A 19,362-nucleotide genomic window follows, 5' to 3' on the forward strand; every position below is an offset into this window, starting at 1 on the left:
TTTTCTGGAGTGCAAGGAATGCAAGTCAACCTGAAGGATGCCACCTCCGTTTCGCCGCCCCTGGAGGCGGGAAAGGACATACCGCATCTGGCAGGACTGGGCGCAACCATGCGGCAGGTCTTTGCTGCCCACTTCATGCGCGACTGCCCGCACATCCTGGAAATCGGCGGCCATATCCGGCCAATCACCCCTTATCTGACCCATCATCCGCTATCGGTCACCTCCGTCGATCCGAAGACGGAGGCCTATGAGGCAAACGAGCTGAACGGCCAGCAATGCCATGTGCGGCATATTCCGGCCAAGTTCCAGCAGATCGACTATCATTATCAGCCCGGAAGCTATGGTCTCGTCCTGCTCGGCTATTCACTCAAACCGTTCGGCCGCAAGGATCCGCTCGGCGAGCTGCTGTTCTCGCTGATCGAAAACGCCAAGATCGTGGTTATCGAATACGCTCCGGAACTCGAACGCGCCGCCTCCCAGGTCCCGCATATCGTCAGCCGTCCGGCGGTGACGGTCCGTGGACAATTCGATCTTCATCTGCACGACCCGGAGATCGCCGGCACACCCTATGCTGCCCGGCGCTTCTACGTCCTTGACACCCGCTATACGGCCAGTTGAATCTCCCCATGGAAAAAAGCATAGCCCGCTACATCTGGACGCACACGAGAGGCCAGCAGCTCTGGATCCTTCTGGTCGTCGCCGTCTCGATGATCCCCTATTTCCTGTCGTTCGACCTGCCCAAACAGATCGTCAACGGGCCGATCCAGGGTCAGGGGTTTGACCAGCCGGGTGCCACCCAAACGTTCATGAATATCAGTTTCGACCTGCCATGGCTCGGAACCGTGACGCTGTTTGACGGCGTCGAACTGACCCGCATGCAGACCCTGTTTGCCCTCAGCATGGTTTTCCTGCTGCTGGTCATCATCAACGGCCTCTTCAAGTTCTATATCAACACCTACAAGGGCCGGCTCGGCGAACGCCTGCTGCGCCGCATCCGCTTCGAACTCGTGGACCGGATCCTGCGTTTCCCGCCCGGCCAGTTCAAGCGGATGAAGGGCGCTGAAGTGTCCAGCATGGTCAAGGACGAGGTCGAGCCGCTTGGCGGCTTCACCGGCGATGCCTTCGTCCAGCCCGCTTTGCTCGGCGGCCAGGCCTTGACGGCCCTGTTCTTCATCTTCATGCAGAATACCTGGCTTGGCCTGATCGCCGCTGTCATGGTCGGCGTCCAGGCCGTGATCATTCCGCGCATGCGCCGGCGGCTGCTGGTGCTCGGCCGCGAACGCCAGATCACCGCCCGGGAACTCGCCGGCCGCGTCAGCGAGATTGTCGACGGCATCGGCACCATCCACGCCTATGATACATCCAACTTTGAGCGCGCCGATATCGCCTCGCGCCTCGGCCGCATCTTCAAGATCCGCTACGACCTCTACCAGTGGAAATTCCTGGTCAAGTTCATCAACAACTTCCTCGCCCAGCTCACCCCCTTCCTGTTCTATTGCATCGGCGGTTACCTCGCATTGCAGGGCCGTCTCGACATCGGTCAGTTGATCGCCGTGATCAGCGCCTACAAGGACCTGCCCGGCCCGCTGAAGGACCTGATCGACTGGGACCAGACCCGCCAGGATGTTCAGGTCAAGTATGTTCAGGTCGTCGAGCAATTCAGCGTCGACAAGACCATCGATCCGGCCATCCAGGCCATCGCCGTCAAGGACGCCGGTTCGCTGAAGCATCCGCTGGCAGCCGTCAACCTGTCGCTGGCCGACGATAGCGGCGCCAAGCTTCTGGAGCGCGTGTCGGTCCAGATCCATCCCGGCGAAACCGTTGCCATCGTCGGTGGTGCCGCCGGTGGCGGCGACATGCTGGCGGAAGCGTTTGCGCGGCTCACATGGCCAGAGAGCGGCAAGGTAACGGCAGGTGGCGATGATCTGCTGGAAATACCGGAATCGGTCACGGGCCGGGCGATCTCCTATGTTTCCTCCGATGCCTATTTCTTCTACGGAAGCCTTCGCGACAATCTGCTTTACGGCCTCAAGCACGCGCCTCTGAAGGAAGCCGTTTATGAAGGCAGCGGCGCTGCGCATCGCAAGTGGCAGATCGCCGAGGCCAAACTCGCCGGCAATCCGGACTACGACGTAAACAGTGACTGGATCGACTACGAGGCCGCCAACGCGACGAACCGCGACGATCTCTTCACGCCCGTCCTGTCGGTGCTCGACACGGTGCAACTGTCAAAGGACATTCTCGACCTCGCGCTTCGCAGTACCGTGTCCCCTGACGAGCACCCCGGCCTTGCCGAGGGCATCGTCGAAATGCGCCACGCCCTTCGCGACGAATTGGAAGAGGCTGGCCTCAGCAGCCTCGTCGTCTCCTTCGAGCCCGGCGCTTACAATACCGAGGCGACAGTCGGCGAAAACCTTCTGTTCGGCACTGCAACCGGCCCGGCATTCATCGGCAAGGCAATCGGCAAGAACGCCTATTTCCGCTCCGTCGTCGGCCGTTCCGGCCTAGACCGCATCCTGTTCGACATGGGCTACAGCATCGCCGAGAACGCGGTGGAACTGTTCGCCGACCTGCCGCCGGATCATCCGTTCTTCCAGCAGCTGACCTTCATGACGGCGGATGACATTCCCGATTATCAGCTGCTGCTGCAGAAGTTGAAGGGCAAGGGCTTTGATGCCGCCTCGGAAGATGATCGCGGCCAGATCATTCGCCTGAGCTTCCGCTATGTCGAACCGCGGCATCGTTTCGGTCTTTTGACGGACGAACTGATGGCCAAGATCGTCGATGTGCGCCGTCAGTTCCACGACGGCCTGCCCGACAATATGCGTGGCGATATCGAGCGCTACGACCCGGAACACTATCTGGCGTCAGCAAGCCTGATGGACAACATCCTGTTTGGCCGCATCAGCCACAAGCATAGCGACGGGTCGAAGCGCATTCGCTCGATCGTCAGCTCGCTTTTGAACTCGCTCGGCCTGCTCGAACGCGTCATCGATATCGGCCTGGATTTCAATCTGGGTGCCGGCGGCAAACGGCTGACTGCAGTGCAGCGGCAGAAACTCAATCTGGCGCGTGCCCTGGTCCGCAAGTCTGAATATTACATCTTCAACCGGCCCCTGCCCGGCCTCGATCACCGTCTTCAGGATGAAATCGTCCGCGACGTGCTGAAGCTGGTGCGCCGGGACGGGCGCGATCCGGCAGTCGTCTGGGTCCTTTCAAACACTGCGCTGTCCAGTCTGTTCGACCGTGTGCTTGTCTTTGACCGCGGCTTGCTTGTGGAAGAAGGAACGCATGCGGCGCTGGTCAAGAATAACGGTATCTTTAAGGAGCTTGTGTCATCATAATGCCAGTGGAGAAGTCCAAGCGTGCGACGGGGATGCAGGCAGGGCAATCCTCGCGATGCCAACGCCGGTGACCGTCACCGGCGGATGATCCGGGAGGAAGAAAAAAATGGGGAATGGGCACGACTATGCTGTTGAAGGATGAAGTTCAAATGCTGCGGCGCGTGCCGCTGTTTTCGAATGTCGAACCGGGCAAACTGAAACTTCTCGCGTTCACCTCCGACCGCGTGAGTTATGATCCGGGCGAAGCGCTTTTCCATCAGGGCGATACCGGTGATGCGGCCTATGTCGTCTTGGCGGGCAGAGCGGATATCCTGGTCGATTCCTCGACCGGCCCGATCAAAATCGCCGAAGTCGAGACCAACTCCATCGTCGGCGAAATCGCCATCCTTTGCGACGTTTCGCGAACCGCCACAGTGCAGACAACGACGCCGCTGGAAGCCCTGCGCATCCGCAAGGAACATTTCCTCAAGCTGCTCACCGACTTCCCCGAAATCACCATCGAGATCATGCGCGTCCTGGCTGATCGCCTCAGCCATACGACCAGCGAGCTGTCCGAAGCCCGCAGCCGTGCACGCAAGGACTCTGACCTGCACTGAGTGAGCACCTGTCTTCTAAGCAGGTTGTCGCAGGTTCGAACTCCGCAAGGGTCGCCAAAGCGTCAGCCTGCGGGAGGCTTCCACAGTTCGATCACTCCGCTTTTCCGGTCGATGCTGAAGTTTCGCGACGGCAGGCCGGAGAGGTATTTCGCCAACATCCGGAATATCACGGCGAACTGCGTCTGCACTGCGCCCGGCTCCTTGTTATCGCGATCCGAAAACAGTTGCCCGACGGCCAGGTAGGCTGAAATCTTGTCTGCGCCGATCCAGTCCAGCGCAAGTTCGCTTCCCATCCGGACCCGGTACCAGTCCGCCAGAAATGCCAGCGCTGGCATTCCGCGGAGTGTCCCGATCTCCGTTCCGCGTTCAGTCAAGCGCGTGGCCAACCGCTGCTGCAGCTCCGTGTCGTCGCGGGCAGAGGTGATTGCCATCATTGCATCCTCAGCGCCAACCGGCACATTGATCAACGCCAGAGCCGCCAGATCGGCGAGATCGAGACCGCGGATCAGCGCGGCAATATCCTTCGGCCATTCCCGCTTGAGATAACGCCGTCCGACCAGATGGCCGATATGTTCGAACAGGAAATCACCATAGCTGTCCACATCCAGCAGGCCGCCGGTTTCCAGCCGCGACGGTAAAATCTCCCTGCCATAAGCCTGCCGCAGATCATCATCGAGCGGCATCGCCTCGAGGCCAACCGTTTCGATGCCGAAATTGCATTCTCCGATGGTGATGATCTTGTAGGCGCCCGGAAATGCCACAAGCGACGGCATGGCGATATTGGTGAGGAAGCGCTCGCCGCTGCGGTACTGCGCCGTATCGTTGACATGCAGATGCCCACTGAAATGGATATCGATACCCGCGTCGATCAACGCCTCTGCAACGTCGATGCGGGGAATGCGTTCCGCCATGCCTGTCCGGCCAAGCAGTGCCACCTCGTCATCGACAGTTGCGTCAAGCGGATCCAGAACCGGATAGTGTGAGAACGCCAAAAGGCATTTGCCCTCGTCCCGCGCCCGGCGGGAAACATCGGCCATCCAGTCCAGAACGAACCGCTTGTGTACCAGCATCGCGTTCCAGCCGGCGCTGGTGCTGTCAGCGAGATCGCCGGCTTCGCCGGGGACGACCCCATCGACAGGCGCAAAGACATTGGCATCGATCATCAGCAGCCAGACGCCGGGAAAGGGCTCGACCAGATAGGACGCATCCATCAGCCGGCGCGTGGTGTTTCCATCCGGCGAATGGACCGCGTAGAACCGTGCTGCTGGATCGCCATCGATGCCAAACGGCGTTTCCCAGTGCAGATCGCCCGGCCGCGGATAAAACCCAAAATCCGCCATGGCATCCAGCCCGTCCGGATAACCCTGGCAATACATCCGATCACTGGCGATGACCGCATGCGCACCCCGGTCGCGCAGATGCGGGTCGCTGCTGAGAATGCTGTAGCCACCGTCTTCGTTGAGGAAGCGCTTGGCGCGGTGGCGCCCATCCGCCCCGAAAATATCGTGATTGCCGGTGGTGGCATAAAACCGCATGCCAAACCGCTCCGTGTAATTGTCGAGCACCCGCTTGACACCCTTGACGGTTTCCACCTGCCCGTCATCGGAATAATCGCCAAGCAGCACGACATGGCGGATGCCTCGTGCCGCGATATCATCAAGCGTGTAATGAAGCGCGAAATAACTTTCGTTGAAAACCCGCGTCGAGCGGGCCGTGTCGGCCAACAGCCGGAACGTCAGCCGGCGGTCATCCTGCATGATACCGGCAAAGCCGTAGTCGGCATAGAGATCATGGAAATGCGCATCGGCGACAATGGCGATGCGCGGGTGCTCTGCGGTCGGCATTCTGTCGGTATTTTCCGTCTGCACGTTCAAACCGGATTCGTTTCTCTCCGTCTCTCGCATATGTGGAAAGAAAAAGCGAATTGAAGTCTCGCTTAACCCAAGCAGTTTAGCTAACATGGCGGAAATGCGGCTTGGTTAATCAAGCACGACAAAAAGACGACCTTAAGAGTTAAGTGGGACAGTTGCAGACGGAAAGGCAAGATAGTTTTCCGTGACTGAGGCGAGAGAGTGAACGAAAACGTGTTTCGGGTGCGGTTATGGGGTGTGCGTGGCAGCCTCCCGGTCTCGGGGGCCGAGTTCCAGAATTATGGCGGCAACACCATCTGCATCGAGATGCAATGCGGGCCGCATAGGCTATTGTTTGATGCCGGCTCCGGCCTGATGCCTGCCGGCCAGGCGTTGAAATCCGAAGGCGTTTCCGACTTCAACCTGTTTTTCACCCACTGCCATTACGATCACATTGTCGGCCTGCCCTATCTGCCGGCGCTGTTTGACCCGCATGCATCGGTAACTCTCTGGTCGGGACATCTGGCCGGACGCATGTCCACCCGCCAGATGATCGGCGAATTCATGCGGCCGCCGTGGTTCCCGGTGGAGCCGGATATCTGCCGCGCCTCGATCAACTGCCGCGATTTCCGCTCCGGCGATGCGCTTGTTCCCTATCCTGGTGTGACGATCCGTACGGGCAGTCTCAATCATCCGGGCGGCGCCATCGGTTACCGCGTCGAATGGGGCGGCCGCGCCGTGGCGCTGGTCACCGATACCGAACACAAGCCCGGCACGCTCGATCCCGCCGTGCTCGACCTGATCGATGGCTGCGACCTCTTCCTCTACGATTGCATGTATACCGACGACGAAATGCACCGCCATGTCGGCTACGGCCATTCCACGTGGCAGCAAGGCATCCGGCTCGCCAAGACGGCAAAGGCCAAGCAGGTCGCCTTCATCCACCATTCGCCGCTGCGCACCGACACCGAACTCGACGAAATCCAGCGGCTGGCTGGCCGGGAATTCAACGGCGCGATTACCGCCCGTGACGGTCAGGTGATCGATCTCTGAGGCAGCCTTAGACGGTTGAGGCCTGCTGCTCCCGAAGGATATCCGCAACCGGGGTCCACCGGCAGGCGGGATGGCCTGCGGTCACGGCAAACAGTGCATTCATGAAATCCCAGACCGCCGCGTCATGCACCAGATGATGGGTCAGAAGCCCCATTGCCCCGCCATGATCGAACATGAACCGCAAGCGCGCGGCAATCTCGATAGCCAGTGCCTGCCGGTCACGTCCTCCCCGCGTCCCATGCCAGTCCATCACATCCACATGCGTATTGATCAGCGGCAAGGCGGTCGGCTTTTCCGGGCCATAGACCGACAGGGCTTGAAATCCAAGTCCCGTCAATTCCGGCAGAAGTATTGCATCGATCCGGTTCCACGGCGGCACCAGCATCGGCACAAACTGTCCGCCATAGAGCGCGGCAAGCTGGTCGAAACCCCGCTTCAACTCGCCAAGGACGTCCTCCGCCGGGCGATGCCGGCCAAGTTCCTGCTTCTTCTCGTCGGCGCTTGCATGGTTGCGGTGTGACCAGCCGTGTACTACAACGGAACACAATGGTTCCGCCTGCAGCCGTTCGGCCAGCGCCGTGCCGGTATGCGCCGGAATGACCGCCAGCGTCAGCGGCACTGCGAACTTGTTTGATACATCCAGCAACCGGTCGAGGGCTCCCGTTGGCTCGATGGCATCGTCATCCCGCAGCCAGAACTGCGCCACCTTACCCGCCTGATGCCAGCGATCCAGTTCGCCAACGATCGCTGCTTCGAATTCACCCATCATGTGGTACCCGCTTTTATATATTCGTCGAGGATCGCACTTAACCGCACCGCCGCCCGCTCAAGCGAACGCTCCTCAACAGCAAAGGATCTAGCCGCGCCGGCAAGCGCCTGCCGCTCGCCGTCATCCGTCAGCAGCCGCCCGATCGCCTGCGCATAGGCATCGACATCTCCCGGCGGTGTCAACAGGCCCGTTTTCCCCTGCACCACCACCTCAGGCACGCCAGCAATCTCCTGTGCGATAACAGGCAACCCTGCGGCTTGTGCTTCGAGATAGGCTAGACCATAAGCCTCGCCGCACCCCGGCCAAACGTAGAGCGATGATCCCGACAGGAGATCGGCGATTTCGGTTGCCGATTTTTCGCCGTGCCAGACAATCCGGTCCGCATCGAACCCGGCAAACAATGCACGCACATCGGCAGCACGCGGTCCGTCGCCAACGACGGAAAGCTGCCAGGGCAGATGCGTCAGCCGCAAAAGCGCATCGGCCAGCATGACATAACTGTCCATCTTGTCGCCGGAGCGCATCATCGCAACCGTGACCAACCGTCCGTGTTGAGGGTGCGGTTGCGTCTCAAGCAATAGTGCCGGGTCAATGAACGGCGGCAAAAGCGCCAGGCGTGCCTCCGGCCCTGCCGCTGCAAGCCCATCGAAATCTCGCCGGGTCAGGCAGATATTCACCGATGCCTGTTTCACGGCATCCAGCACCTGTTGCTGCATATCCGCCCAAAGCCCTTGATTGCGCCGGGCAGAATAGGACGCTTCCGCCGTCACATAACCCAGGCCAAATTTCCGGGCGAGCGCCGGGCCGATCAGATCCGGCGCCTTGTAATAGGGGTGGTAGCAAAACCAGAGATCCGGTGCGCCGCGCTCGCGCCAGAGCGCCGAAATCCGCGCGCGTTCTGCGGCCATCGCTGCGGCCCGTGTTTCGATTGCATCAGCCGAAGCATCCGGCAGGAAAGCCCGAAGCTCTGAAGCAATTTCCACCTGATGGCCTGCCTTGACCAGCGCTGCCATCAGCAGGCGCGCCATCAGCCGGTCGCCGGAGGGAACGGGGTGATTGGGGGATTTGAGCGGGCTATAGAATGCGATCTTCATCAGATGCGTTTCTAGAACATAGCACCACCGTTGGGAACCAGCCCTGCCGGGTAGTTTGCAAACTGCGCTAACCGGGTGCCCGGTCAGCCGAGTGCGAGTTCCGTCTGCGCATCGAACAGATGCAGAGCGTCGTCGTCGAACCCAAAGGCCTGTTTCATGCCTACCGTCAGCTTGGTACGCGGCGGCAGGCAGGCGGTGACCTTTTGTCCACTGACCCGACCCGTCACCACCAATTCCGGGCCAGTCAGCTCGACAACCTCGATCTCCACCTGCAGCACGGGATTGTCCGCCGCATCATCCGTCAGGCGAAGCGCTTCCGGACGGACACCCAGCTTGACGCGCCGCTCGGCTGATGCTGCATTTTTGAAGCGCGCCGGCAGAGTGATGACCGTAGCCGATCCGTCCAGCTGCACGCCCTCGCCCGTGACCACACCATCCAGCACGTTCATCGGCGGCGAGCCGACAAAACCAGCGACATAGAGCGTCGCCGGATGGTCATACACCTCTTCCGGCGTGCCAAGCTGTTCGATCCGGCCGTTGCGCATGACAGCGATCCGTGTCGCCAGCGTCATCGCCTCGATCTGGTCATGGGTAACGTAGACGATCGTCGTGCCGAGCATCTGGTGCAACCGTTTCAGTTCGGTGCGCGTCTCCATTCTGAGCTTGGCGTCGAGGTTGGACAGCGGCTCGTCGAACAGGAAAACCTGCGGCTTGCGCACCAGCGCCCGGCCGATCGCCACACGCTGACGCTGGCCACCGGATAGCTGGCCGGGCTTACGATCCAGCAGATTTTCGATCTGCAGCAGTCTGGCTGTTTCCTGCACCGCCTTTTCCCGCTCCGCGGCCGGAACCTTGCGCATCTCCAGCCCGAAGCCGATATTGCGATGGACCGTGAGGTTCGGATAAAGCGCATAGGACTGGAACACCATGGCGATGTCACGGTCCTTCGGATGCACCCCCAGGATAGAGCGCCCACCGATCCGGATATCGCCGCCCGATGCCTCTGCAAGACCGGCAATGATGTTGAGCAAGGTCGACTTGCCGCAGCCGGAGGAACCGAGCAGCACCAGGAACTCGCCGCTTTCCAGCGATATGTCGATGCCTTTCAGCGTCTCCAGCGCGCCGTAGGTCTTGCGGATATTCTCGATTTCGAGCGCGCTCATGCGGTCTCTCCGGTCGCGGCCAACAATGGGCCGCCATAGTTGCGGGGAAGCGTGGAAATGGCGCGCGAGGCAACAGTGGTTCCGGCCTGCAAACATTCCTGCAGCGGCAGGCCTTCGGCAAGCGCCGCCAGAAACGCAGCATTGAAGACATCGCCTGCACCGATCGTATCGACGACCTTGACCGGCGGTGCCGGTGCAGACACCAGCGCACCATCGGCGCCGATCGCAAGAGCCCCATCCGGACCGCGCTTGACGACGACAATGGCATCCTTGGGCATATGGCGTTTGAGTTCACGGGCAGCTTCAACGGGGTCGGCAAGGCCGGACAGTGTGGTTGTTTCCACCTCGTTCAATAGCGCGCAGCCGCAGCGCGATAGCCATCCGCGCGTCGCCTGCCGGTTTTTCTCGGTCCACCCGTCGAGCGGCCAGCCGGTGTCGAGCGCCAGCGTGATGCCGTGTGTATCGGCCCAATCGAACAGATAAGGGTAATCCGCCGCCAGATCATCGGTAAGGAAGGAGCCGCAAAGCAGCGCATAGCCACCGGACAGCCGGGCGCCGTCAAGGGCTGCAAACACGCAGTCGAGTGAAAACCGCGGCAGATGTCCGCGGGTCGTGAAAAACGTCCGCTCGCCGTCGGGATGGGTGATGCCGACCGAAAGCGTCGTCCCTTCCGGCCGAACCGGCCATTTCTCCGCCTGAGAGCCGAAGGACTCGCGTAGCCAGCGGCCAAACTCGTCGGTGCCGGTATTGGCGGCGATCTCGAAATCGACCCCGAGCGCCTTCCAGGCAAGGGCCGCATTGCCGGCTGAACCGCCGACACGCAATTCATCGTGATCGACGATGATCTCGGTGCCGGCCTTCGGCCAGGGCTCCGCCGGTCCAAGGATCAGGTCGACATTGACGTTTCCGATCACCGCAAGCGGACGCATGTCATTCGCTCCGGGTAATCTTGGTGGAGCGCACCGGCGTTCCGGCATTCTCGACGCGGGCCTCGGCAAAGGCGATCATGAAGCGCTGGGCAACCGGCAGCATCGAGAAGATGGCCGCAAACCCCGTCGCCGGCGCAAAGCTCAGCGTCGTTGTCCCCGCCACCGGCGCTTGCCCCGACGCATCGAAAACAACAACCGGAGAGCCTGTCTCCACCGCCGATACAGCCATCGCCGTCACCAGATCGGCGGTTGCGTCATCACCGCGAAACAGCACGACGCCAATCTTCGGACCCAGCATTTCCATCGGACCGTGCCGAAGCTGTCCGCCCTCCAGCGAGAAACAGGGATAACGCGAAAGCTCCGTCAGCCCAAGCGCCAGCGCTTCCGCCAGCCCCTGCAGGCGGCGCCCCGAAGTGACCACCGCGCCGATGTTTTCAAAAGCCGTAAGCGCTGCCGTCACATCATTTTCAACAGGCGCCGAAAGCACAGCCAGCGCCGGGGCCGGGTCCTCGCCGAGCGCCGCGAGAATTGCCAGATGCAGCGCGAAACTGACCGTCAGGCTGCGTGTCGCGGCAAAGGCCAGTTCCGTACCACCGGCACCGACAAGGCAGGGCGTGGCTCCAGCCAGAAAGGACGTCCCCTCCAGCGTCAGTCCGAATGTATCTTCCGATCCACCGGTTTCTGAAAACCAGCGCAGGACCTCAGCACTCTCGCCGGACTGCGAGGTGATCAAAACGGTGCGGCCTTCGATCGCCAGCGGCATGCCGAGCTGTTCGGACAATGTGACGGCAATCGCCTCAATGCCAAGCGCACGATATAACGGTTCCACGGCGCGATTGACCGCATGCGACCCGCCCATGCCGAGCAAAAGCAGGCCGCCGGTCTCGCGCAGTGACGCGGCGATCACTTTGGCTCTCTCGCCTGCGCTCTCGAAGGAGGCAATCGCATCGGCATTCTGCCGTGCCATTTCGCGATCGATCGCTTGCAGTCCGATCGGGCGATAATCGTTGGAGGTCATGGTCATCCCTTGACGCCGCCGCTGGTGAGCCCGGAGATCAGGGCGCGTTGCATGACGAGGCCGATCACCACGGGCGGCAGGGCGGCAAGCACGCCCGCGGTTGCGATCAGTCCGTAATCGGAAACACGGCCACCGGCGAGATCGGCGATGGCAACGGTCAGCGTTTTGGCGCGCAGGTCGGAGGTGAACAGCAGTGCATAGAAGAATTCATCCCAAGCAAGCAGGAAGGCAAACAGCGCCGACGTCGCCATCACGGGGGCAGCCAGTGGCAGGGTGATGATCCGCAGCGTTGCAAACAGCCCTGCCCCGTCCATCATCGCCGCCGCCTCGATCTCCCTCGGGATGGCATCGAAGCCGGATTTCATCAGCCAGGTGGTGAAGGGGGCAAGGATGGTCAGATAGACCAGCGCCAGCCCGAAAACGCTGTTGAGCAGGCCAAGATGCGCAAGGCCGAAATAAAGCGGCACCGCCAGCGCCACCGGCGGCAACATATAGGTGGCGATCACCATATAGAGCGACCAGCCGACCGATGGCGTGCGCGATACGGCCCAGGCCGCGGGAATGGCAAGCGCCAGCGCAGCGATGGTCGCCATGCCGGCAACGAGAATGCTGTTGGTCAGCGACGCCACGAAGGCGGCACCGGCGCTGTTTTCAACGCTGGAAAGCAACGTCGCATAGCGTGAGAAGTCCACCGACTGCGGCCACCAGACAAGCGGCTTTGCCGTCAAGTCAGCGGCCGGTGAAATGCTCATGACGAACAGCCACAGAACCGGTGCAAGGATAATGACCGCAAGCAAGAGAGCGCAGGCATGGATGAAGAAGGAGAAGAGAAAACTCTTGCGTTCCATTATGCCGTGCTCCCCGCTGTGCGCCGGACAAGCATGGCATAAACAGCTGCCAGAACAGCCACCAGCAGCGTGACGATCAGCGCCAGCGAGGCACCGGATCCCGCCCGCTGGAAGGAAAATGCCTCCTGATAGACGAGGATCGACAGCGTGCGCGTGCTGTTGGCTGGTCCGCCCCGGGTCATCACCCAGATGATGTCAAACACCTTGAACGCCTCGATGGTTCGAAGCACCAGCGCCACGATCAAAGGCCCGGCCAGATAGGGCAGGATGACGAAGCGGAAACGGGCAAAGGGGCCGGCGCCATCGACCAGCGATGCGGCGGTGATGTCGCGCGGCACGGCTTGCAGGGCGGCCAGCGCAATCAGCGCCACCAGCGGAAAATTCTTCCAGCAGTCTGCGATGATCAGCGAAGCCAGCGCCGTGCCGGGCTCACCCAGCCAGGAGCGGTAGGCATCGAGCATGCCGATCTGGGTCAACGCTGCGTTCAGCGCACCATATTCCGGATTGTAGATCAGCCGCCAAAGCGTGGCGTTGACGACGGTCGGCAAAGCCCAGGGCAGGATCATCAGCGCACGCAGGACGGTGCGTCCATAAAATTGCTGATTGAGCAGAAGTGCCGCCAGAACGCCGAGAACCATTTCGGCAAAGACGGAGATGACGGCAAAGATCGTCGTCGTCGTCAGCGTGCGCTGGAAATTGGAGCTGGTCAGCGTCTTCACGTAATTGTCGATGCCGACGAAATTACCGGCCGTACCGACCAGCTTGGCATCGGTGAAGGAGAGCCCGACAGTATCGGCGAGCGGCCAGCCGATGACGGCGATCATGACGGCGAGCAGCGGTAGCATCAGCAGCCATGCACGTGTGGTCATCGATGTCCCGGACATGGGGCAACTCTTCCTGAAAATATCATGGGATGCAAGGGGGGCGAAAGGCCGGGCGGCAGACATGGTGCCGCCCGGAGATCGGTGGATGCACGGCGAAGGGGTGACCCCGGCGCCTTAGAGACCGCTATTCTCGGCGGCAGTCTTCAGGGCATCTTCCGGACTGGTCTGGCCAAGCAATGCTTCCTGAATGGCCTGCTGCAGGGCTGTCGAAAGCTCCTGGTATTTCGGCGTCGTCGGACGCGGATACATGGCGGCCAGCGACAGCTTGGCAGCCGCAATCAGCTCTTCCTGATCCTTGCTGACGGACGCATCTTCATAGGATGAAGCCCAGATCGGCAGGCTGAGCTTGGCATACTGGTTCTGCACAGCTTGCGAGGTCATGAAGGTGATGTATTTCCAAGCTTCGTCCGGATGCTTGCTGGTCGCCGTGATACCGAGGCCCATCGAACCGTTGACGGCCGAAACCTCGCTCTTGCCGGCAACGCCCGGAGCCGGAACGACGCCGACCTTGCCTGCCACCTTGCTGTCCTTGCCCGCGTTGGCGAGGTTGTACATGTAGGTCCAGTTCAGCGCGAACGCGGCTTCGCCGTTTTCAAACACCTTGCGGACGTCTTCCTCGAGGAATTCCTTGGAATTCGGATTGGAGATACCGGACGAATAGCTCGACACCATATACTTCAGCGCATCAAGGCCGCCACCGGTCTGGAAGTTGGGCTTGCCGTCCTTCAGGAAGTCGCCGCCATAGGCGCTGACCAGCGTCGTGTAATCGCAGACCGCAGCTTCCGCCTGCGACCAGCTCCAGGCGACCGGGGTGGCCAGAAGGCCCTTGTCCTTGATGGCCTTGGCCTGTTCGGCCAGCTCGTCCCAGGTCTTCGGCGGCGTCTTGATGCCTGCCTTTTCAAGGATTTCCTTGTTGTAGAACAGGTATTTCGTATCAAGGATCCATGGCATGCCATAATAGGCGCCGTCATACTGTACCGTCGTCCAGGCGCCGGGCAGCACGTTCTTCTTCATGTCGTCGGTGACGCGCGAGGACACATCAACCAGAACCTTGTTGCTGGCATATTCGGCAGGCCAGATCACGTCGAACAGCACGACGTCATAGCCGCCGCCGGAACCCTGCGCCAACACGGTCTTGTCGTGCAGGCCTTCGTAAGGCACGAATTCGAGATTGACCTTGACGTCCGGATTAGCCTTGGCAAAGGCATCGGTCATGGCCCGGACATCGGCTTCGCTATAGGCGGCCTGCGCCATGAACAGAGCATTGAGCGTGGTTTCAGCATAGGCATTGGTCGCAAAAAATGCACCGACCAGAGCGGCGCCCATGAGCGCATTACGTTTGGCTTTCAACATGTCTTTTCCCTCCATTATTAAACAACAGTCGTCTTCTCGGCCCGCAAAACGCGCGCCTCTCCGCGAAACCGCGTGAAGCGGCTTCCGGCATGCCTTGTCGAAGTGTTGTGCGGCCACTAGGACTTGTCCCGTAATGCCGTTTGTTCCCGAAAAGCTCTGCGGCTCTTTTTTATTAAGTCAATTGCTTTGACTTAATTCTTGTTCAATATTCTAATGGTGTCAAGAGGGTTCCGCGGGATGAACGAGATGCGACCGATCCGGGCCAAAAGCGGCACCAATCAGGAGGGCACCAGCGCCCATAACCGCCGCGTCATGATCGACGCGCTGCGACTGAACGGGCAGTTGTCGCGTGCCGATCTCGCGCGGGCAACAAAACTCACCAAGCAGACAGTCTCCAACATCATCGAGGATTTGGAGCGCGACGGACTGGTGGTCTCGCTGGCGGCAGTCCGCAACGGCCGCGGCCAGCCCTCGACGCCCTACCGGCTGGTGCCGGACGGTGCCTTTGCCATCGGCCTGCAGATCGACCGGCATGTGACGCGGGCCATCGCGGTTGATCTCGTTGGCACCGTTCTGGTGCGCGCCCAGGCAAACCTGCCACCGGGCGGCCCGGCCAATGGCGCCAAGGTCATTCTCGACCTGATCGAACATGTGCGTACCGAACTGGCTGGCATTGCCGATCAGGCCGAGAAACGGCTGGTCGGCCTTGGCGTCGCCATGCCCGGCCCGTTCGGGCTGGCGACCGACAACGACGATCAGTGGATGATGGCCGCCTGGCAGAATTTTCCGCTGCTCGAGACACTGGCCGCCGGCACCGGGCTGGAAGTGGCACTCCAGAACGACGCCGCCGCCTGCGCCACTGCCGAGCGCATGGTTGGTGCTGCCCATGGCATCGATCATGCCGTCTGTCTGTATGTCGGTTTCGGTATTGGCGCCGGCCTTATTCTGAATGGTGAACTCTATGCCGGAACCAACGGCAATGCCGGTGAAATCGGCATGGTGCTGTTACCTCCCACCCAGCGGCGGCCGGACCAGACGTCGCTTGAGCACCGCGCGTCGCTTGCCTCGCTCTACGAGCATCTCGGCGCCGACCCGTCCGATCCCGGACTGCCAGAACACCTGAACATGCTGGTGAACACCGGCGATCCTGCGATGGCATCGTGGATCGATGCGGCCGCCGAAGAATTGCGCTGGGGGGTGCAGATCATCGAGACAATCTTCGACCCCCAGACCGTCATTCTCTGCTCAACCGGGCCGGAAGCGCTGACCCGCAAACTTCTGGAGGCCATCCACCCCCTGCTTCCGTCCAACGCCAACCGCCCGGGCCGCCCGATACCCCGCCTGCAACTGGGCATGACCGACCCCTGGTCGGTGGCGCTCGGTGCAGCCGCCGAACCGATCAGCCGCGCCTTCGACCCGCGTTTTTCGGCGATCCTGAAAACGCGGGCCAACGCGCTGGATTGAGGGCCGGGCCGCATGAACTTGCACCAAAGGACGGTCAGCTTTCGGCCCGAAGCGGTCAAGCAGCCCTGCCAGTGTATCGGTCTCACCGCCAGGTGGATGACGAAGGCACGAACGGTAGAACGAGTTTCTTCGAAGCGGGATAAAGGGATTTTCAATGACGATTGTTGAGCGTGCCCGGCCTGTTCTTGATCCGGTCGACCGGATGTCCGAGATTGTCTTCGGATTACTGATGGCGCTTTCCTTTACCGGAACGATGAGTGCGGCCGTAGCCGATGGGGAACAGGTCGGCGGCGTGCTGGTTGCCGCGCTGGGATGCAATGTCGCGTGGGGCATCGTGGACAGCGTGATGTTCGTGCTTGCGGTCGCAGTGGAGCGGGCGAGAAAACGACATTTGATGACATCGATCCGAAAAGATGCTGTGCCTGAAGCCCGCCAGGTTTTTCTTGAGCACCTTCCCGATGAGATCGGATCATGCCTCGACAACAGCCAGGTTGAGGCATTGTTCTCATGCATGCGGGCGAAGCCGGAGGTACAAGGCGGCAGAGTGGTTACGCTTGGCGATTTCAAGGCTGCTGTGCTGATTTTCGGACTTGTCGTCGCCTCGACACTGCCTCCGAGCATCCCTTTCTTTTTTATCGACGAATTGCGCTTGGCCATGCGCGTGTCCAACGCGACATCGCTAGTCATGCTGTTTATCATCGGCGCTCAGATCGGCAGATATACCGGACGGAAACCTTGGCCAACGGCCTTTGCCATGGCTTCGATCGGCAGTGTCCTCGTGCTCGTCACCATCGCGTTCGGCGGATAAACGGCGCGAAAAGGCAGTTTAGCTCACGGCACTGACGTGTTCAGGCCGTGCGGAAAGCCATCACAAAACACCCCAATGCACCGATCGACGACAATGTGCGCACATGGTTCCACCAGACCCAGTCGACGAGCGTGGTGGATGCCCACAGGCGGGCGGCTTCGTCGCTGCCCGGTTGCAGTGCTTCCAGCGCATTGTTCATCGGCACATTGACGATCATCGTCACCAGGATGACGCCTGCGAGAAAGAGCAGCCCGCCAGCGATCAGATAGAACCGCGCCGGCCCGCCATGGATGAAACCGCCGGCAACGAGGATCAACGACAGAACCGCCGTTCCCATGAAGACCAGCAGAAACCATGGATTGAGGATCACCACGTTGATCGCCTGCATTGCGGCGATGCCCTGCTCGGCCGGCAGCCGCGCCAGCGACGCCATGATGCAGACCGAGAAGATGAAGAACAGGCCGGCATTGAGCCCGGCGCCGATCACGGCCGAAAAGATCAGCCAGGGAAAAAGTGCGGCAATCATTTCGGCTCCTCCCAGACACCGGTTGCAACAGTTTCACGCACGAAACCGGCAAAACCACGCGGCGGACGGCCAAGCGCCTGGGCGACACCGTCCGTCAGGCTCTCGTTGCGGCCATCGAGAACGCTGGTGAACAGATACCGCACCAGTCCGATATAATCAGCCGGAATCTGCGCCTGTTCCAGCATGGCGGCATAGTCATCGATACCGACGGTAGTGAAGCGGATATCGCGGCCCGTCTGCCGGGCGATCTCCGCCACCGCCTCACCGAACGTCATCAACTGCGGCCCTGTCACCTCGTAGGTCTTACCCGTGTGCCCCGGCTCCGTCAAAGCGGCAACCGCAACATCGGCAATATCATCGGCGTCGATGAAGGGCTCCTTCACAGCGCCGACCGGCAGGAACAACTCGCCGGACTGGATGCCGTCGAGCAGGAAAGCCTCGCTGAAATTCTGGAAGAACCAGCTGGCGCTGATGATGGTATAGCCAACGCCGGACCGTTTCAGCGTCTCTTCCGCCGCCAGAGCCTCGTCTTCTCCGCGTCCAGACAGCAAGACCAGATGTTTGACGCCCTTGTCGGCCGCCATCCGGCAGAGAGTCCCGATCGCCTCGACGGCACCTGGAACAGCAAGGTCCGGCTGGTAGCTGACATAGGCGGCATCGGCACCGTCGAGCGCAGCCGCCCAGCCCGAAGGATCGGTCCAGTCGAATGCCGGAGCGGTCGAGCGCGACGCAAGCCGCACGTCCTTGCCCTTTGCCGCCAGGCGCTCCGCCACCCGCCGCCCGGTCTTGCCGCCACCGCCCAGGATCACAATCGTTCCGCTTGCTTCTGCGCTCATCAACCTGCTCCCTTTGGCCTCAACAATATGAGCAATCCTCACATTTGCTAAATGTGATAAACCCTCGTATTTTGATCGTCAAGCGAAATATCGAAAGGATGACCCTTGGCCCTGGACCAGACAGCCCCCTCGCCGGCACCGGAAGACGAAGGGGCAATGCGCAAATCGCCGACGCAAAAGCGCAGCCGCGAACGGGTCGAGCTTATTCTGTCGAGTGCCTCACGGCTGATTGCCGAGCGTGGCAGCGACACGATGCGGATGAGCGAAGTGGCCGAGCTGAGCGGCATTTCGATCGGTTCGCTCTATCAGTATTTTCCCGACAAGGCGGCGATCATCCGGACGCTGGCCGAGCGTTACAATGCTATCTCGCGCACCTGCATCACCGATGGCCTCGCCGATGTAAGGACGATGGCAGACCTGCAACGGGCCTTTTCGGCGCTGATCGATGAGTATTACGGGATATTCCTGGCCGAGCCGGTGATCCGCGACATCTGGTCGGCAATGCAGGCGGACAAGGCATTGCGCGAGATCGAGCTTGAGGCCAGCCGGCAGAATGCCATCCTTCTCACCAGGGCGCTGAAGCGCGCGCTGCCGGGCGAGAACGTGGACAAGCTTCAGGCGTCGGCCTTGCTGGTGATGTATTTTTGCGAGTGCGTCATGCGGCTGGCGATCTCGACCGGCGAGCCGGAAGGCCGCGCCCTCATCGAAGCCTATAAGCGCATGGCCTATCGGAGCTTTGCTGACGCCCCCGATACGCCGTGAAATCCCGGCGCATCAGGTTTGCCAGCAGGCTTGCCGCTCAGGCAGAGCCACTCGTCGCTCGCCGT

The 19,362-nt window shown here is 61.0% G+C and carries 18 protein-coding genes; 7 read left to right on the forward strand and 11 right to left on the reverse strand.

Translation table 11 applies throughout. From position 1 onward, the window contains the following. The first annotated feature begins 18 nt into the window (after positions 1-18). The 3 genes from ASC96_RS26385 to ASC96_RS26395 all read left to right on the forward strand — a co-directional run bounded on the left by ASC96_RS26385 (position 19) and on the right by ASC96_RS26395 (position 3,940). Positions 19-618: a hypothetical protein gene (locus ASC96_RS26385; protein WP_060506004.1), complete on the forward strand. Its 600-nt coding sequence runs from the start codon at positions 19-21 to the stop codon at positions 616-618. Positions 619-626: 8 nt separating this feature from the next. Then, positions 627-3,344, forward strand: coding sequence for an ABC transporter ATP-binding protein (locus tag ASC96_RS26390; protein WP_060506005.1), 2,718 nt, complete (start codon positions 627-629; stop codon positions 3,342-3,344). A gap of 125 nt (positions 3,345-3,469) precedes the next feature. Beyond that, complete coding sequence (locus ASC96_RS26395) at positions 3,470-3,940, forward strand: cyclic nucleotide-binding domain-containing protein (protein ID WP_060506096.1); 471 nt, start codon at positions 3,470-3,472, stop codon at positions 3,938-3,940. Between the two features lie 62 nt (positions 3,941-4,002). Here ASC96_RS26395 and ASC96_RS26400 read toward each other — a convergent pair whose 3' ends face one another. Beyond that, positions 4,003-5,784: a metallophosphoesterase gene (locus tag ASC96_RS26400; protein WP_060506006.1), complete on the reverse strand. Its 1,782-nt coding sequence runs from the start codon at positions 5,782-5,784 to the stop codon at positions 4,003-4,005. A gap of 228 nt (positions 5,785-6,012) precedes the next feature. Between ASC96_RS26400 and ASC96_RS26405 the strand changes: the two genes are divergently transcribed. After that, positions 6,013-6,843, forward strand: coding sequence for an MBL fold metallo-hydrolase (locus ASC96_RS26405; protein WP_060506007.1), 831 nt, complete (start codon positions 6,013-6,015; stop codon positions 6,841-6,843). A 7-nt stretch (positions 6,844-6,850) separates the two neighbouring features. Here ASC96_RS26405 and ASC96_RS26410 read toward each other — a convergent pair whose 3' ends face one another. The 8 genes from ASC96_RS26410 to ASC96_RS26445 form a co-directional block, all read right to left on the reverse strand. Continuing rightward, a complete protein-coding gene (locus ASC96_RS26410; RefSeq protein WP_060506008.1) occupies positions 6,851-7,609 on the reverse strand; it encodes a polysaccharide deacetylase family protein in 759 nt (252 codons plus the stop codon). Continuing rightward, positions 7,609-8,706, reverse strand: a complete 1,098-nt coding sequence (locus tag ASC96_RS26415; RefSeq protein WP_060506009.1) for a glycosyltransferase family 4 protein — start codon at positions 8,704-8,706, stop codon at positions 7,609-7,611. The genes ASC96_RS26410 and ASC96_RS26415 overlap by 1 nt, the downstream gene beginning before the upstream one ends. Before the next feature lie 83 nt (positions 8,707-8,789). Then, on the reverse strand, positions 8,790-9,869 hold the full coding sequence (gene ugpC, locus ASC96_RS26420; RefSeq protein ID WP_060506010.1) for a sn-glycerol-3-phosphate ABC transporter ATP-binding protein UgpC: 1,080 nt from the start codon (positions 9,867-9,869) through the stop codon (positions 8,790-8,792). Continuing rightward, positions 9,866-10,798 (reverse strand): PfkB family carbohydrate kinase, encoded by a 933-nt coding sequence (locus ASC96_RS26425; RefSeq protein ID WP_060506011.1) that lies wholly within the window; start codon positions 10,796-10,798, stop codon positions 9,866-9,868. The genes ugpC and ASC96_RS26425 overlap by 4 nt, the downstream gene beginning before the upstream one ends. Before the next feature lies 1 nt (position 10,799). Next, positions 10,800-11,822, reverse strand: a complete 1,023-nt coding sequence (locus tag ASC96_RS26430; RefSeq protein ID WP_060506012.1) for an SIS domain-containing protein — start codon at positions 11,820-11,822, stop codon at positions 10,800-10,802. After that, a complete protein-coding gene (locus ASC96_RS26435; RefSeq protein WP_060506013.1) occupies positions 11,819-12,664 on the reverse strand; it encodes a carbohydrate ABC transporter permease in 846 nt (281 codons plus the stop codon). The genes ASC96_RS26430 and ASC96_RS26435 overlap by 4 nt, the downstream gene beginning before the upstream one ends. After that, complete coding sequence (locus ASC96_RS26440) at positions 12,664-13,548, reverse strand: sugar ABC transporter permease (protein WP_060506014.1); 885 nt, start codon at positions 13,546-13,548, stop codon at positions 12,664-12,666. Before ASC96_RS26440 ends, ASC96_RS26435 begins: the two co-directional genes overlap by 1 nt. 114 nt (positions 13,549-13,662) lie before the next feature. Next, on the reverse strand, positions 13,663-14,901 hold the full coding sequence (locus tag ASC96_RS26445; protein WP_060506015.1) for an extracellular solute-binding protein: 1,239 nt from the start codon (positions 14,899-14,901) through the stop codon (positions 13,663-13,665). A 237-nt stretch (positions 14,902-15,138) separates the two neighbouring features. Between ASC96_RS26445 and ASC96_RS26450 the strand changes: the two genes are divergently transcribed. Then, entirely contained in the window at positions 15,139-16,365 is a 1,227-nt protein-coding gene (locus ASC96_RS26450) for an ROK family transcriptional regulator (protein WP_060506016.1), read from the forward strand. A 154-nt stretch (positions 16,366-16,519) separates the two neighbouring features. Further along, a complete protein-coding gene (locus ASC96_RS26455; protein ID WP_060506017.1) occupies positions 16,520-17,173 on the forward strand; it encodes a VIT1/CCC1 transporter family protein in 654 nt (217 codons plus the stop codon). Between the two features lie 40 nt (positions 17,174-17,213). Here the strand turns inward: ASC96_RS26455 and ASC96_RS26460 are convergent, their stop codons facing one another. Together ASC96_RS26460 and ASC96_RS26465 are read right to left on the reverse strand one after the other, a co-directional pair. Then, entirely contained in the window at positions 17,214-17,696 is a 483-nt protein-coding gene (locus ASC96_RS26460) for an anthrone oxygenase family protein (protein ID WP_060506097.1), read from the reverse strand. Then, complete coding sequence (locus ASC96_RS26465; protein WP_060506018.1) at positions 17,696-18,535, reverse strand: NAD(P)H-binding protein; 840 nt, start codon at positions 18,533-18,535, stop codon at positions 17,696-17,698. The genes ASC96_RS26460 and ASC96_RS26465 overlap by 1 nt, the downstream gene beginning before the upstream one ends. A 111-nt stretch (positions 18,536-18,646) precedes the next feature. Here ASC96_RS26465 and ASC96_RS26470 point away from each other — a divergent pair, with 111 nt between their 5' ends. Further along, positions 18,647-19,297: a TetR family transcriptional regulator gene (locus tag ASC96_RS26470; protein ID WP_060506098.1), complete on the forward strand. Its 651-nt coding sequence runs from the start codon at positions 18,647-18,649 to the stop codon at positions 19,295-19,297. The last annotated feature ends 65 nt before the right edge of the window (positions 19,298-19,362 follow it).

This window comes from Rhizobium sp. Root1204 (assembly GCF_001424965.1).
GTDB lineage: Bacteria > Pseudomonadota > Alphaproteobacteria > Rhizobiales > Rhizobiaceae > Pararhizobium.